This window comes from Quisquiliibacterium transsilvanicum (genome assembly GCF_014202215.1).
Lineage (GTDB): Bacteria > Pseudomonadota > Gammaproteobacteria > Burkholderiales > Burkholderiaceae_E > Quisquiliibacterium > Quisquiliibacterium transsilvanicum.
In genome coordinates this window covers 155,674-170,940 of record NZ_JACHGB010000005.1, presented here as the reverse complement: position 1 = coordinate 170,940, position 15,267 = coordinate 155,674, and the positions used below count along the sequence as shown (strand labels likewise).

At 68.9% G+C, this 15,267-nt stretch carries 14 protein-coding genes; 13 read left to right on the top strand and 1 reads right to left on the bottom strand.

Features of this window, described 5'->3' with window-relative positions; all coding sequences use genetic code 11:
- Positions 1–11 precede the first annotated feature (11 nt).
- The 9 genes from atpB (at position 12) to HNQ70_RS13230 (ending at position 8,107) form a co-directional block, all read left to right on the top strand.
- Positions 12–836, top strand: coding sequence for a F0F1 ATP synthase subunit A (gene atpB, locus HNQ70_RS13270; protein ID WP_183968369.1), 825 nt, complete (start codon positions 12–14; stop codon positions 834–836).
- Between the two features lie 66 nt (positions 837–902).
- A complete protein-coding gene (gene atpE, locus HNQ70_RS13265) occupies positions 903–1,145 on the top strand; it encodes a F0F1 ATP synthase subunit C (RefSeq protein ID WP_183968367.1) in 243 nt (80 codons plus the stop codon).
- 42 nt (positions 1,146–1,187) lie between these two features.
- Positions 1,188–1,661 (top strand): F0F1 ATP synthase subunit B, encoded by a 474-nt coding sequence (locus HNQ70_RS13260; RefSeq protein ID WP_183968365.1) that lies wholly within the window; start codon positions 1,188–1,190, stop codon positions 1,659–1,661.
- A gap of 9 nt (positions 1,662–1,670) precedes the next feature.
- Positions 1,671–2,204 carry a F0F1 ATP synthase subunit delta gene (locus tag HNQ70_RS13255; RefSeq protein WP_183968363.1) on the top strand — a complete coding sequence of 178 codons (534 nt, stop codon included), beginning with the start codon at positions 1,671–1,673 and terminating at the stop codon, positions 2,202–2,204.
- Between the two features lie 49 nt (positions 2,205–2,253).
- On the top strand, positions 2,254–3,795 hold the full coding sequence (atpA, locus tag HNQ70_RS13250) for a F0F1 ATP synthase subunit alpha (protein WP_183968361.1): 1,542 nt from the start codon (positions 2,254–2,256) through the stop codon (positions 3,793–3,795).
- A 31-nt stretch (positions 3,796–3,826) separates the two neighbouring features.
- Positions 3,827–4,696, top strand: a complete 870-nt coding sequence (gene atpG, locus HNQ70_RS13245; RefSeq protein WP_183968359.1) for a F0F1 ATP synthase subunit gamma — start codon at positions 3,827–3,829, stop codon at positions 4,694–4,696.
- Positions 4,697–4,787: 91 nt separating this feature from the next.
- On the top strand, positions 4,788–6,188 hold the full coding sequence (atpD, locus tag HNQ70_RS13240) for a F0F1 ATP synthase subunit beta (protein ID WP_183968357.1): 1,401 nt from the start codon (positions 4,788–4,790) through the stop codon (positions 6,186–6,188).
- 90 nt (positions 6,189–6,278) lie between these two features.
- On the top strand, positions 6,279–6,698 hold the full coding sequence (locus HNQ70_RS13235; RefSeq protein ID WP_183968355.1) for a F0F1 ATP synthase subunit epsilon: 420 nt from the start codon (positions 6,279–6,281) through the stop codon (positions 6,696–6,698).
- A gap of 170 nt (positions 6,699–6,868) precedes the next feature.
- The gene (locus HNQ70_RS13230) at positions 6,869–8,107 is read left to right on the top strand and encodes a multidrug effflux MFS transporter (RefSeq protein ID WP_183968353.1); all 1,239 of its coding nucleotides are present in this window, start codon (positions 6,869–6,871) and stop codon (positions 8,105–8,107) included.
- 20 nt (positions 8,108–8,127) lie between these two features.
- On the opposite strand, the gene coaA is transcribed toward HNQ70_RS13230, so the two are convergent.
- Positions 8,128–9,081 carry a type I pantothenate kinase gene (coaA, locus tag HNQ70_RS13225; protein ID WP_183968351.1) on the bottom strand — a complete coding sequence of 318 codons (954 nt, stop codon included), beginning with the start codon at positions 9,079–9,081 and terminating at the stop codon, positions 8,128–8,130.
- 152 nt (positions 9,082–9,233) lie between these two features.
- On the opposite strand from coaA, the gene HNQ70_RS13220 reads away from it, so the two are divergent.
- From HNQ70_RS13220 to HNQ70_RS13205, 4 genes are all read left to right on the top strand, one after another.
- On the top strand, positions 9,234–10,829 hold the full coding sequence (locus HNQ70_RS13220; RefSeq protein WP_183968349.1) for an acetolactate synthase large subunit: 1,596 nt from the start codon (positions 9,234–9,236) through the stop codon (positions 10,827–10,829).
- Positions 10,826–11,572 carry a Rossmann-fold NAD(P)-binding domain-containing protein gene (locus HNQ70_RS13215; protein WP_183968347.1) on the top strand — a complete coding sequence of 249 codons (747 nt, stop codon included), beginning with the start codon at positions 10,826–10,828 and terminating at the stop codon, positions 11,570–11,572. Before HNQ70_RS13220 ends, HNQ70_RS13215 begins: the two co-directional genes overlap by 4 nt.
- Positions 11,560–12,708 carry a uroporphyrinogen decarboxylase gene (hemE, locus tag HNQ70_RS13210; RefSeq protein WP_183968345.1) on the top strand — a complete coding sequence of 383 codons (1,149 nt, stop codon included), beginning with the start codon at positions 11,560–11,562 and terminating at the stop codon, positions 12,706–12,708. Before HNQ70_RS13215 ends, hemE begins: the two co-directional genes overlap by 13 nt.
- 325 nt (positions 12,709–13,033) lie before the next feature.
- Positions 13,034–15,214, top strand: coding sequence for a primosomal protein N' (locus tag HNQ70_RS13205; protein ID WP_183968343.1), 2,181 nt, complete (start codon positions 13,034–13,036; stop codon positions 15,212–15,214).
- Positions 15,215–15,267: the final 53 nt, after the last annotated feature.

Here is a 15,267-nt window from a genome sequence, read left to right as displayed (position 1 = left end):
ATCGACAAGCCATGGCAGCCGGATCCAGCGCACCTACACCCACCGAATACATCGTCCATCACCTGGCGCACCTGAACAGTTCGGGCAGCGCGCAGAAGAAGATCGTCGATTTCTCCATCGTCAACTACGACACGGTGTTCTGGTCGATCGCGATGGGCCTGCTGACCGTCCTGTTCTTCTACTCGGCTGCCCGCAAGGTCCGGGTCGAGGGGCCGTCGAGCCGGCTGGTGGCGATGGTCGAGTCGCTGGTGGAGTTCGTCCATGAGCAGGCCCGCTCGATCGTCCACGGCGACGTGCGGATGATCGCGCCGCTGGCGATGACGTCCTTCGTGTGGATCTTCCTGATGAACGCGATCGACCTGATCCCGGTCGACCTGCCCGGCTACATCGGATCGTTCTTCGGCCTGCATTACATGCGCGCCGTCCCCACTGCCGACCTGAACGCCACGCTGGCGATGTCGCTGGTGGTGCTTGGCGCCTCCATCTACTACGGCATCAAGATCAAGCATCCTGGCGGCTTCGTGAAGGAGTTGTTCGCGGCGCCGTTCGGCAAGAGCCTCGTGCTGGCGCCCTTCAACTTCCTGATCCAGATCATCGAATACGCGGCCAAGACCGTCTCGCTGGGCATGCGGCTGTTCGGCAACATGTTCGCCGGCGAGCTCGTGTTCATGCTGATTGCGCTGCTCGGCGCCACCGCCACCTGGTGGGGCTTCGGGCTGCACTTCCTGACCGGCCTCGGGTGGGCGATCTTCCACATCCTGATCATCACTCTTCAGGCCTTCATCTTCATGATGCTGACGCTGGTGTACATCGGCCAGGCGCATGAGGGGCACTGAAGCCGGTCGCCGGTTTGCGTTTCCTTTCCCAGTCACTTCAAACTACTTAGTTCACTAGGAGTCATCATGACCAACGTTGCTCTCGTCGCGATCGCTTGCGGGATGATCATCAGCCTCGGTGCCCTGGGTGCCTGTATCGGCATCGGCATGATGGGCGGCAAGTACATCGAGGCCTCGGCCCGCCAGCCCGAACTGATGGACAAGCTGCAGACCAAGATGTTCCTGCTTGCAGGCCTGATCGACGCCGCGTTCCTGATCGGTGTCGGTATCGCAATGATGTTCGCCTTCGCCAACCCCTTCCAGGGCTGATCGGCCCTTGGCGGCTCAACGCATTAACGAAGGGGGACCGTCGTGAACCTGAATGCGACGCTGATCGTCCAGATTGTCGTCTTCCTCGCGCTGTGGTGGTTCACTGCCAAACTCGTTTGGCCGCCGATCACCAAGGCGCTGGATGAGCGCAGCAAGCGCATCGCCGACGGGCTGGCTGCGGCCGACAAGGCCAAGGCCGACCTGGTCGCTGCCGAGCGCCGGGTGCAGGACGAGATGAAGAAGGCCCGTGACGTGGCTGCCGAGATGCGTACCGGCGCCGAGCGCCAGGGCGCGCAGCTCCTCGAAGAGGCGCGCTCCGAAGCCGCCCGCATCGTGACCCAGGCCAAGCAGTCGGCCGAGGAAGAGGCCGGCCTCGCCGCGCAGCGCGCCAAGGATGCGCTGCGTGAGCAGGTTGCCGAGCTCGCGGTGGTGGGTGCGGAGCGCATCCTGCGCCGCGAGATCGACGCGGATCGCCACGCCGAGCTGCTGTCGAACCTGAAGAACGAACTGCGCTAGGAACGGGTCATGGCCGAGTCGCTCACCATTGCCCGCCCGTACGCAGAGGCGGCGTTCAAGATCGCCCGCGATGCGGGCGCGCTTCCCGCCTGGTCGGACGCCCTCGGTCGCCTCGCGGCCGTGGCGTCCAGCAAGGCGGCCCAAGAGCTGGTCGGCAATCCGAGACTGACGGTCGCCCAGGTGGCGTCCGTGGTCGCGGACACCGCCGGTCAGCTTCTGCCGGATCAGCACAACTTCGTCCGGGTGCTCGCCGAAAACGAGCGCATGACGGTTTTGCCCGAGATCGCAGAGCAGTTCGAGGCCCTGCGCAACGCCCATGAAGGTGTGCTCGACGCGCATGTCTCGTCCGCGTTCCCGCTGTCGGAGGCTCAGCTGGCCGAAGTCACCGGCACGCTGCAGTCCAGGTACGGCCGCCAGGTGAAGGTCGGCGTGTCCATCGACCCCGATCTCATCGGCGGCGTGTCGATCCGGATCGGCGACGAGGTCATCGACACCTCGGTACGCGGCAAGCTCGCGCAGCTCGCGAGCGCATTGAAGGTATAGCGCAGAGGCCGCACCGGCGTCGCGCGAACGGAATTCCAGGAGAGTCTCCATGCAGCTCAATCCGGCAGAGATCAGCGAACTGCTCAAGAGCAAGATTCAGAACCTGCAGGTGTCAGCAGACACCCGCAATCAGGGCACCGTCGTGTCCGTCACCGATGGCATCTGCCGCGTCCACGGTCTGTCCGACGTGATGCAGGGCGAGATGATCGAGTTCCCCGGCAACACCTTCGGCCTGGCGCTGAACCTCGAGCGCGACTCGGTGGGCTCGGTGGTGCTCGGCGAGTACGAGCACATCTCCGAAGGCGACACCGTCAAGGCCACTGGCCGCATCCTCGAGGTGCCGGTGGGCCCCGAGCTGATCGGCCGCGTCGTGAACTCCCTGGGTCAGCCGATCGACGGCAAGGGTCCGATCAACGCCAAGATGACAGACGTCATCGAGAAGGTTGCGCCGGGCGTCATTGCGCGTCAGTCGGTGTCGCAGCCGGTGCAGTCGGGCCTGAAGTCCATCGACGCGATGGTCCCCGTGGGCCGGGGCCAGCGCGAGCTGATCATCGGCGACCGCCAGACCGGCAAGACCGCGGTCGCGATCGACACGATCATCAACCAGAAGGGCAAGGGCGTCTATTGCGTCTACGTCGCGATCGGCCAGAAGGCGTCGACCGTGAGCAACGTGGTGCGCAAGCTCGAAGAGTACGGCGCGATGGAGTACACCATCGTGGTCGCTTCGACCGCCTCCGAATCGGCCGCGATGCAGTACATCGCCGCGTATTCGGGCTGCACGATGGGCGAGTACTTCCGCGATCGCGGCGAGGATGCGCTGATCGTCTACGATGACCTCTCCAAGCAGGCCGTGGCCTATCGCCAGGTCTCGCTGCTGCTGCGCCGTCCGCCGGGCCGCGAAGCCTACCCGGGCGACGTGTTCTACCTGCACTCGCGCCTGCTCGAGCGGGCCGCGCGCGTGAACGCCGACTACGTCGAGAAGTTCACCAACGGCGAAGTCAAGGGCAAGACCGGTTCGCTGACCGCGCTGCCGATCATCGAGACGCAGGCCGGCGACGTGTCCGCCTTCGTTCCGACCAACGTGATCTCGATCACGGACGGCCAGATCTTCCTCGAGACCGATCTGTTCAACGCCGGCATCCGTCCCGCCATCAACGCGGGCATCTCGGTGTCGCGAGTGGGCGGTGCGGCGCAGACCGACATCATCAAGAAGCTCGGCGGCGGCGTGCGTCTCGCGCTGGCCCAGTACCGCGAGCTGGCCGCCTTCGCGCAGTTCGCCTCGGACCTCGACGACGCCACCCGCAAGCAGCTGGAGCGTGGTCGCCTGGTCACCGAGCTGATGAAACAGGCCCAGTACCAGCCACTTCAGGTCTGGCAGATGGCGCTGACGCTGTTCGCCTCGAACGAGGGCTACTTCGACGACATCGAGGTTCCCAAGGCGCTGGCGGCCGAGAAGTCGCTGCAGGACTTCGCCAAGACGAAGTACGCGTCGCTGGTCGAGGAGATCGAGCGCGACAAGAAATACAGCAAGGAAGTGCAGGAGAAGCTGCACGAGCTGCTGAAGGACTTCAAGAAGTCCGGCGCGTACTGATCGACCGTAACGGAGCCCGGAAGGAACCAGCATGGCCGGTAGCAAAGAAATCCGGACGAAGATCAAGAGCGTGCAGAACACGCGCAAGATCACGAAGGCGATGGAGATGGTCGCCGCGTCCAAGATGCGCAAGGCCCAGGAACGGATGCGTCGGGCTCGCCCGTATGCCGACAAGGTGCGCAACATTGCGGCGCACCTCGCTGGCGCGAACCCGGAGTATCAGCACCCGTTCCTCGTCGAGCATGACTCGATCAAGGCCGCAGGCCTGATCGTCGTCACCACCGACAAGGGGCTCTGCGGCGGTCTGAACACCAACCTGCTGCGCGCGGTCACCATCAAGCTGCGCGAGTTGGAGAAGGCGGGTGAGGCCATCAGCATCACCGCGATCGGGAACAAGGGCTTCGGCTTCTTCAACCGGATCGGCGCGAAGGTGGTTTCGCACCTCACGCAGCTGGGCGACACGCCGCACCTGGACAGGCTCATCGGTCCGGTGAAGGTGCAGCTCGATGCCTACGTGCGCGGCGAGATCGACCAGGTCTTCCTCTGCTACACCCGCTTCATCAACACGATGAAGCAGGAGGCGGTCATCGAGCAGCTGCTGCCGCTGTCGGCCGACCGCCTGCAGGAAGACTCGCGCGAGTACTCCTGGGACTACATATACGAGCCCGATGCGCAGAGCGTGCTCGACGATCTGCTGTTGCGCTACGTGGAGGCGCTGGTCTACCAGGCGGTCTCCGAGAACATGGCATCCGAGCAGAGCGCGCGAATGGTGGCGATGAAGGCCGCCTCCGACAACGCGAAGAAGGTCATCGACGAGCTGCAGCTGTCCTACAACAAGGCGCGGCAGGCGGCGATCACCAAGGAACTCAGCGAGATCGTGAGCGGCGCTGCCGCCGTTTGAGGCGGGCGCAGGCGAATTTCAGGCGACGCGGCGGCACCCAGGAGCCACGCGATCGCCGGACCAGGTACAAAAGGAACAGGAAGGCACAACCATGAGTCAAGGGACGATCGTTCAGTGCATCGGCGCGGTGGTCGACATCCAGTTTCCGCGCGAGGCAATGCCCAAGATTTACGACGCGCTGGTGCTGGGCGACGCGGGCGACAGCCTGGCGGAAAAGGGCCTCACCTTCGAGGTGCAGCAGCAGCTGGGTGACGGCGTGGTCCGCACCATCGCGATGGGCTCGTCCGACGGCCTGCGCCGCGGCATGGCCGTCAGCAACACCGGCGCGGGCATTTCGGTGCCGGTCGGCACCGCAACGCTCGGCCGCATCATGGACGTGCTCGGCCGTCCGATCGACGATGCCGGCCCGATCGCGACCGACGAGCGCCGCGTGATCCACGCCAAGGCGCCCAAGTTCGACGAGCTCTCGCCTTCGGTCGAGCTGCTGCCCACCGGGATCAAGGTCATCGACCTGATCTGCCCGTTCGCCAAGGGCGGCAAGATCGGCCTGTTCGGCGGCGCCGGCGTGGGCAAGACCGTCAACATGATGGAGCTCATCAACAACATCGCGAAGAGCTACGGCGGCTACTCGGTGTTCGCCGGGGTCGGCGAGCGCACCCGCGAGGGCAACGACTTCTACCACGAGATGGAAGAGTCGAAGGTTCTCGACAAGGTGGCGATGGTGTTCGGCCAGATGAACGAGCCCCCGGGCAACCGCCTGCGCGTCGCGCTGACCGGCCTGACCATGGCCGAGAAGTTCCGCGACGAAGGCCGCGACATCCTGCTGTTCATCGACAACATCTACCGTTACACGCTGGCCGGCACCGAGGTTTCGGCGCTGCTGGGCCGGATGCCCTCCGCCGTGGGTTACCAGCCCACGCTGGCCGAGGAGATGGGCCGCCTGCAGGAGCGGATCACGTCGACCAAGGTCGGCTCGATCACCTCGATCCAGGCCGTATACGTTCCCGCGGACGACCTGACCGACCCGTCGCCGGCAACCACCTTCGCCCACCTGGACGCAACGGTGGTGCTGTCGCGCGACATCGCGTCGCTGGGCATCTACCCGGCGGTGGATCCGCTCGACTCCACGTCGCGCCAGCTCGACCCGCTGGTGATCGGCGAGGAGCACTACTCGGTCACGCGCCGCGTGCAGTCGACGCTGCAGCGTTACAAGGAACTGCGCGACATCATCGCCATTCTCGGCATGGACGAGCTCTCGCCCGAGGACAAGCTGGCGGTGGCCCGCGCGCGGAAGATCCAGCGCTTCCTGTCGCAGCCCTTCAACGTGGCCGAGGTCTTCACCGGTTCGCCGGGCAAGATCGTCCAGCTGAAGGACACCATCCGCGGCTTCAAGATGATCGTCGACGGCGAGTGCGATGCGCTGCCCGAGCAGGCCTTCTACATGGTCGGCGCGATCGAGGAAGCCTTCGAGAAGGCGAAGACGCTGCAGTAGGCAGGAGAAGGGGGAAGGGAGAAGGGGGAAGGGCGCCGGTGAGGCGCCCGCTCCAGGCTCCCTGACCTCGGGCACGCTTCCGGAGGGAACATGAATACGATTTTCGTCGACGTGGTGAGCGCAGAGGCCTCGATTTTCGAGGGCGAGGCGGAGTTCGTCGCGCTGCCGGGCGAAGCGGGTGAGCTGGGGATCTACCCGCGGCACACGCCGCTGATCACCCGCATCAAGCCGGGCGCGGTCCGCATCAAGGTCGCCGGCCAGGCCGAGGAGGAGTTCGTCTTCGTGGCGGGCGGCATCCTGGAGGTGCAGCCGAACCGCGTGACGGTGCTCGCCGACACCGCGATCCGCGGCCACGACCTGGACGAGGCCAAGGCCGAGTCCGCGAAGAAGGCGGCCGAGGAGGCGATGGCCAATGCGAAGACCGACATCGACTTCGCGAAGGCGCAGTCGGAGTTCGCGGTGATGGCGGCGCAGATCGCCGCCTTGCGCAAGCTGCGCCAGAAGCATTGAGCTGCGGCGGCGGCCTTCGCGGCCGCCCCGCCGGTTCCCCCCGGTCTTGCATGGCCGGGTCCCGAAGACGCCCGCGAACGCGGGCGTTTTCAATGCGGCGGCCGCAGGGCGCCGTGATCGAGAGACGCGCCGCCGCGGCCCGGCCGCATTCACCCGGAGAATCGTAGCCGATGCATCCCGACGCGGAACGACTCTGGCGCGGGCCCCGCTGGGCGCTCGCGGTGCTGCTCGCGGCCCTTGGCATGCTGGGGCCGTTTTCGATCGACACCTACCTGCCGGCCTTCGCCGGGATCGCCACCGATCTATCGGCCACGCCGGTGCAGATGCAGCAGACGCTGTCCGCCTATCTGTTCGGGTTCGCGTTCATGAACCTGTTCCACGGGGCCCTGTCCGACAGCATCGGCCGGCGGCCGGTCGTGCTGTGGGGCATCGCAGTGTTCACACTGGCCTCGGTCGGCTGTGCGCTGTCGACCAGCATCGGGGCCCTGGTGTTCTTCCGCGCCTTGCAGGGGCTGTCGACTGGCGCCGGGATCGTGGTGTCACGGGCGGTCATCCGCGACCTGTTTCCGCCCGCGGCGGCGCAGAAGATGATGTCGCAGGTGACCATTTTCTTCGGCATCGCGCCAGCGGTGGCGCCGCTGATCGGCGGCTGGCTCTACGTCTACGTCGACTGGCACGGCATCTTCTGGTTCCTCGCGCTGATCGGCGTCGCGCTGTGGTGGTCCAACTGGCGCCACCTGCCGGAGACCCTGCACCCCAGCCAGCGCCAGTCCTTCCATCCGCGGCATCTGATGCGCGGCTACCTGCAGCTCGGCGCCGATCCCCGCTTCCTGCTGCTCGCGCTGGCCAGCGGCGTGCCCTTCAACGGAATGTTCCTGTACGTGCTGTCGGCGCCAGCCTTCCTGGGCGAGAGCCTGGCGCTGGCGCCGACGCAGTTCTTCTGGTTCTTCCTGCTGAACATCGCGGGAATCATGGCCGGCGCGCATTTCAGCGGGCGCTTCGCCGGGCGGCTCGAGCCGCGCCGCCAGATCCGGCGCGGCTTCCGCATCATGGCGTCGGCAGGGATCGTCAACGTGGCCGCCAACCTGCTTTTCGAGCCGCATGCCGTCTGGGCGATGCTGCCGGTGGCGGTGTTCGCCTTCGGCTGGGCGCTGATGGTGCCGGTGGTGACCCTGATGGTGCTCGACGTCGTCCCTGAGCGCCGCGGCATGGCCTCGTCGCTGCAGGCGGTGGTCGGCAGCGCGTCCAACGGAGTCGTCGCCGGGGTGATCGCCCCGCTGGTGATGCACTCCACGGTGGCGCTGTCGATCACCTCGCTGGGGATGATGTGCGTGGGGCTCGTCGCCTGGGTCGCCATCCGGCGGCGCTGGCCCGAGACGGGAACGACACCGGGCGCGGCCGAGGGCTGAACCCGCGGCGGGGTCAGGACCTAGAGGTGCCTGAGCCAGATCTCCCCGACCGAATGGTCTGGCCGCTTGCGCAGCACCACGTTGGCGCGCTCGCGGGTCGGCAGGATGTTCTCGGTGAGGTTCAGCAGGTTGATGTCGCGCCAGATTCCCGCGGCCACCGTGCGCGCCTCGGCCTCGTCCAGGTCCTTGTAGTGATGGAAGTAGGACGAGGGATTGCGGAACACGGTGCGCTGCAGCAGCAGGAAGCGCTCGACATACCAGGGCTCGATGTCCGCGGTCTCGGCGTCCACGTACAGGGAGAAGTCGAAGAAGTCGGAAATGATGATGCTGGGCGTGCGGCCTGGCTCGTCGGCGCCGGTCTGCAGCACGTTGAGGCCCTCGAAGATCAGGATGTCCGGCTGGCGGATCACCTCGACCTCGCCGGGCAGGATGTCGTAGGCCTGGTGCGAGTACACCGGCGCGCTGACCTCGGGCTTGCCCGCCTTGAGGTCGGCGAGGAACCGGATCATCCGGCGGCGGTCGTAGCTCTCGGGGAAGCCCTTGCGCCCCATCAGGCCGCGTTCTTCGAGCACCCGGTTGGGGTGCAGGAAGCCGTCAGTGGTGATCAGCGAGACGCGCGGATGGTCCGGCCAGCGTGCCAGCAGCGCCCGCAGGATCCGCGCAAACGTGCTCTTGCCCACCGCAACGCTGCCCGCGATCGCAATCACGTAGGGCCGGTTGCCGACCAGCCGGCCGAGGAACTCGTCCTTCACGCCGTTGAGGCTGCGCGCCGAGCGGAAGTGCAGGTTCAGCAGGCGCGACAGCGGCAGGTAGATGTCGATGACGTCCTGCAGCGAGACCGCCTCGATCGCGCCCCGCATCGACGCCACGTCGTCCTCGGAGAGGGTCAGCGGCGTGTTCGAGCGCAGACGCGCCCAGTCGTCCCGCTGGAACTCGATGTAGGCCGAATAGCCGGCCGCTTGGGGCTTTTCCATGGGCCGCTAGTGTAAACCTCGCGCCCGACCGGGCAGGGCCGTATTTTCACAACCGGCACCTGTCGCCGAGGCTCGGGTACCATCGTCCGGACCCCGATCCCACCCGCCGCCGGCGCCCGCGCCCGGCGCGCCCCACGATGGAGCCTTCCCCCATGGATGCAGCCGCCAACGGCGCAGAAAGTCTGGTACACACGCTGCTCGACGGCGGCGTCGACGTCTGCTTCACCAACCCGGGCACCTCCGAGATGCACTTCGTCGCCGCCCTCGACCGCATCGAAGGGATGCGCTGCGTGCTCGGCCTGTTCGAAGGCGTGGTCACCGGCGCGGCCGACGGCTACTACCGGATGTCTGGCAAGCCGGCGTGCACGCTGCTGCACCTCGGGCCGGGCCTGGCCAACGGGCTCGCCAATCTGCATAACGCGCGCAAGGCGGGCTCGGGCATCGTCAACGTGGTCGGCGATCACGCCACCGCGCACGTGGCGCTGGACGCGCCGCTCACCTCCGACATCGAAGGCGTGGCTCGGCCGATGTCGCACTGGGTGCACACCAGCCGCAGCGCCGACGACATCGCGACGGACGGCGCGCGCGCAGTTCTCGAGGCCAACGCGCCGCCGGGCCGGATCGCCACGCTGATCCTGCCGGCCGACACCGCGTGGAATCCGGTCGGCCGGGCGCCCGAGGCCGGGTCGGCCGCGCGCATGGCCGCGCAGATCGCCGAGGCGCGCAGGCGCGCGCCGGCCGAGCCGGAGGCGGTGCGCGCTGCGGCGCAGGCGCTGCGCGGCGACGGGCCGACGCTGCTGCTGCTCGGCGGCGTCGCGCTGCAGCCGCACGCGCTGGAGCTCGCGGGGCGCATCGCCGCGAAGACCGGCTGCACCGTGATGTCCGAGTTCTATACCGCCCGCCTGGCGCGCGGTGCGGGCAGGGTGGCTGCGCCGCGGCTGCCCTACGTCATCGACGCAGCGCTCAAGGCGCTGGCCCCGTTTCGGCGCATCGTCCTGGTTGGAACGGTGCGCCCGGTGGGCTTCTTCGCCTATCCGGGCAAGCCCGGGCTGCTGGCGCCGCCGGGGGCGGAGCTAGTCACGCTTGCCAGCGTCGACCAGGACCTCGAGGGCGCGCTGGCGGCGCTGGCCGATGCCTGCGGCGCCACCTCGACGCCGCCGGCGGGCATTCCCGCCCGTGCGGCCGCTCCCGGGGCTGCACTGTCCGGTCCGCTGTCGCCGGAAGGCATTGCCGCGGTGGTCGCGGCGCGCCTGCCCGAGCAGGCCATCGTGATCGACGAGGCGGTGACCACCGGGCGCGGCTTCGGGCCGGCCACTGCCGGTGCGGCGCCGCACGACTGGCTCACCGGGATGGGCGGGGCGATCGGCTTCGGCTTGCCGGTGGCGGTCGGTGCGGCGATCGCCGCGCCGGACCGGAAAGTCCTCGCGCTGGAGGGGGATGGCAGCGCGATGTACACCCTGCAGGCGCTCTGGACCATCGCCCGCGAGGGGCTGGACGTCACCACAGTCATCTTCGCCAACCGCTCCTACAAGATCCTGCACGGCGAGCTGGCCGGCGTGGGCGCCGGCACGCCGGGGCCGCGGGCCACCGACATGCTGACCCTGGACCGGCCGGCGCTCGATTGGGTCGCGCTGGCCCGCGGCATGGGTGTGGAGGCGGTGCGGGTAGACGAGCTGGGCGCCTTCGACAAGGCGCTGCGCGACGCCCTTGGCCGCAAAGGGCCGGCGCTGATCGAAGTGGTGCTGTGAACCTCAACCACGCACTTGCCCAAGGCCTGCAGTCCGGGCGCACCGACAGCGTCCGGCCGCAGGCCGGGGTGCTGGTTGCCGGGGCGATCGGCCGGATCGGCGAGGCCCTGCTCAACCGGGTGCTCGCCGACGAGGCGGGCCGTGGCGGCGTGGGCGGCCGCCCGGTGATCGCGCTGGCGGCGTCGCCGATGGCGATGGGGATGCGCGGGCTGACGCTGGCCTCGATGGAGGCGCTGCCGCCGCTGGACGCGGCCTTCCTCATCCTCAACGACTCGGCCGACGCCGAGGCCCGCTCGTTCTACGGCCGCGACGCGCCCTTCGTCCAGGTCGACGAGCTCAACTGCGTCCACGTGGCGCGCCGCGCAGTCGAGAGCGGCGCGCGGCGCCTGGTGCTGATCGCGCCGATGGCGGCCTGGCGCCAGATCGGCAAGTTCCACACCGGTCTTGCCGACTCGGTCGAACTGGAGTTGGCCCGCCTGCCGCTGGACTCCCTGGTGGTGCTGCGGCCGGTGCGCAACTCCGGGCGCCGGGGTGCGAGCCTGGTGGAGCGCTTCGTGAGCGTCTACCTGAGCGTGCAGCTGCTGATGCTGCCGCGCACGCTGGAGGCGATCACCTCCGAGAAACTGGCGCGTTGCGCGGCGGCGGCGATGCGCAATGCCCGCCCCGGCGTCACGGTGTTTCCTGCCGACGCGATCCCCGGCCTGCTGGAGACCCCCGCCGCACCGGTACAATGCGCACCGTGAACGCACCGGCCAACGACACTTTCCTGCGCGCGCTCCGGCGCGAACCCACCGAATGGACGCCCGTCTGGCTGATGCGCCAGGCCGGCCGCTACCTGCCGGAGTACAACGCCACGCGCAAGCGCGCCGGCAGCTTCCTGGCGCTGTGCAAGACGCCCGAGCTGGCCTGCGAAGTGACGCTGCAGCCGCTGGAGCGCTTCCCGCTCGATGCAGCGATCCTCTTCTCGGACATCCTCACGGTGCCGGACGCCATGGGGCTGGGCCTGTATTTCGCCGACGGCGAGGGCCCGAAGTTCGAGCGCACCGTGCGCGACGAAGCGGCAGTGGCCGCGCTGGCGGTGCCCGATCCCACAGCCGAGCTGCGCTACGTGCTGGACGCGGTGCGCACCATCCGCGGCGCGCTGGGCGGGCGCGTCCCGCTGATCGGCTTCTCCGGCAGCCCCTGGACGCTTGCCTGCTACATGGTCGAGGGCGGCGGCAGCAGTGACTTCCGGCAGATCAAGTCGATGCTCTACCGGCGGCCGGACCTGCTGCACCGCATCCTCGAGGTGAACGCGCAGGCGGTCGCCCAGTACCTGAACGCGCAGATCGAGGCGGGCGCGCAGGCGGTGATGATCTTCGACTCCTGGGGCGGCGCGCTTGCCGACGGCGCCTTCCAGGCGTTCTCGCTCGACTACACCCGCCGTGTGCTGGCGCAACTGCGCACGGAGCGCGACGAGCCCGAAACGGACGCGGACGGCCGGGTCACCGGCACGCGCCGGGTCAAGGTGCCCTCCATCGTCTTCACCAAGGGCGGCGGGCTCTGGCTCGACGAGATCGCAGCCAGCGGGTGCGACGCAGTGGGCGTCGACTGGACCGTCAACCTGGCCCGCGCGCGCGCTGCGCTGGGCGGCCGTTGTGCATTGCAGGGCAACCTGGATCCGATGGCGCTGATGGCCTCGCCCGAGCAGGTGCAGGCCGAGGCGCGCAAGGTGCTGGACAGCTACGGCGCGCCTGCCGCCGGCGAGGGGCATGTCTTCAACCTCGGCCACGGCATCTCGCAGTTCACCCCTCCAGAGAGCGTTTCGGCGCTGGTCGAGGAAGTGCACCGGCACAGCCGCGCGATCCGTGCCCGGAGCACGCGCGACGCATCCGCCTGAGCTTCGGCGGCGCCTCGCGGGCGCATGCCGGGCGGTGCAATGCAGCATTTCCGGGCAATTTTCTCAGGACTTATGCACACTACGGTCGCGAGTCTGTCAAGCAGTCGCGTGCGCCGAGCTGCGTCTCGGGCGGTTTTGCAAGTCCTTGATTCATAACAGTTTTTTTGTGTGCAAAATCCGGGCAGCCGACCTCGGCGCGAGAGTTGGCGCGGTTTTCCGGGCGATCGGACAGAGTTGGCCACAGATTTATCCACAGGTTCTGTGAACACCTCGGAAAAGTGTCGTAGGCACTACGGCTTAGTTACCAAAGTTAAAGTGAATTGTGATGGTGACGCCGCCGGATCCAGTCCGCATCGCCCGCGTGGCGCTCGACGTTCCGGGCAGCGGCGGCTTCGACTACGCGCTCGCTGAGCCGCTCTCGGAGCGCGTGCGCCCGGGCGCCTGGGTGCTGGTGCCCTGGGGAAAGGCGCGGCGCATCGGCGTGGTGGTGTCGCTTTCCGACCACACGGAGGTGCCGCCGGAGCGGCTGCGCGAGGTGATTGCGCTGCTCGACGAGGCGCCGGCGCCCGACGAGCACTGGCTGGCGCTGGCAGCCTTCGCTGCGCGCTACTACCACCGCGGCATCGGCGAGGTGCTGCTGCCGGCCATCCCGAAGCTGCTGCGCACCGTGCCCGCCGCCCGGGCCCGCGGCTCCGTCTTCGCGCGGGCCCGGGCACGGGCGCCGGCGGTCGCGCGCGAAGTCGCGGCCGGCGTCATCGCCGAAGCGTCGGCGGACATCGGCGCCGATCCCGTGGCCGACCTCACGGTCGACCTTACGGCCGCCAGCCCGAACGTCAGCCCGAACGTCAGCCCGGCCACCGGCGCACCCGCCGTGCTCTCCCTCACCGGCTCCCAGCGCGCCGCACTCGCTGCGCTCACCGCCTGCACGGGGTTCGCCGTGCATCTGCTGCATGGCGTCACCGGCAGCGGCAAGACCGAGGTCTACCTGCGCTGGATCGCGCACCTGCTGGCGCAGCGGGCGGACGCGCAGGTGCTGCTGCTGGTGCCCGAGATCGCGCTCACGCCCCAGCTGTTCGGCCAGATCGCCCGCCGCTTCGCCAATGAGCCGGTGGCAGTGCTGCACAGCGGCCTGGCCGACGGCGACCGGGCGGCGCAGTGGCTGGCGGTGGCGCAGGGGCGGGTGCGGCTGGTGGTCGGCACGCGGCTGGCGGTGCTCACCCCGCTGCCGGGGCTGGCCGGCATCGTGGTCGACGAGGAACATGACGCCTCCTACCGCCAGCAGGAGGGCGTGCGTTACTCGGCACGCGACCTGGCGGTGGCGCTGGCCTCGCAGCGCGGCGTTCCGGTGGTGCTGGGCTCGGCGACGCCGTCGCTGGAGAGCTGGCTGGCGGCGCACCGGGGGCGCTACCGGCTGCTGCCGATGCCGGAGCGCGCCGGCGGCGGCGCGCTGCCCAGGCTGCGCATCGTGGACCCGCGCGGCCGCAAGCTGCAGCACAGCCTGGCGCCCGAGGTGGTCGAGGCGCTGGGCGAGGCGCTCGGCCGCGGCGAGCAGTCGCTGGTCTTCATCAACCGGCGCGGCTTCGCCCCGGTGCTCACCTGCGAGTCCTGCGGCTGGCTCAGCAGCTGCGACAACTGTTCGGCCTACCGGGTGCTGCACCGCCTGGACCAGCGGCCTGCGGCGGGCCCGTCGCGCTACCGGCTGGTCTGCCATCACTGCAGCGCGGAAACGGCGGTGCCGCGCGCCTGCCCGGACTGCGGCAACGTCGACCTCACCCCGCTGGGCCGCGGCACCCAGCGGCTCGAGGAGGGCCTCCAGCAGCTGTTCCCGGGCGCGCGCATCGCCCGGCTGGATCGCGACGTCGCCCGGCGCCGCAACGCGGCCCGGGACATCATCGACGCCGCGCATGCCGGCGACGTGGACATCCTGGTCGGCACGCAGATGCTCGCCAAGGGGCACGACTTCCGCCGGCTCACGCTGGTTGCCGCGATCGACCCCGACGGCGGGCTCTATTCGTCGGACTTCCGCGCGCCCGAGCGGCTGTTCGCGGTGCTGATGCAGGTGGCAGGCAGGGCAGGGCGCTCCGGGGCCGCCAGCCGGGTGATCGTTCAGTCGCGCTTTCCCGGTCATCCGCTGTTCGCGGCGCTGGCCCGGCACGACTACGCCGGCTTCGCCGACGCCCAGCTCGCCGAGCGCCGCGAGTCGCGGCTGCCGCCCTTCGTGTTCCAGGCGCTGCTGCGGGCCGAGGCGCGCACGCTGGACGCGGCGCTGGACTTCCTGGCGCAGGCGAAGGCGCTGGCCCAGCCCGACGAGACGCAGGGCCCAACGCTGTTCGATCCGGTGCCGATGCCGCTGATGCGCCTGGCCGGCAGCGAGCGCGCCCAGCTGCTGCTGGAGGCCGATTCCCGGGCGGCGCTGCACGCCTTCCTCGACCGGTGGCTCGCGCAGCTGGACGCCATCCGCACCCCGGTGCGCTGGCAGCTTGAAGTGGATCCGCTGGAGATATGAGCGCCCGTGATCGCATCCCGCCTGGCGCATCATTCACCTGCGCTGATCCCGCG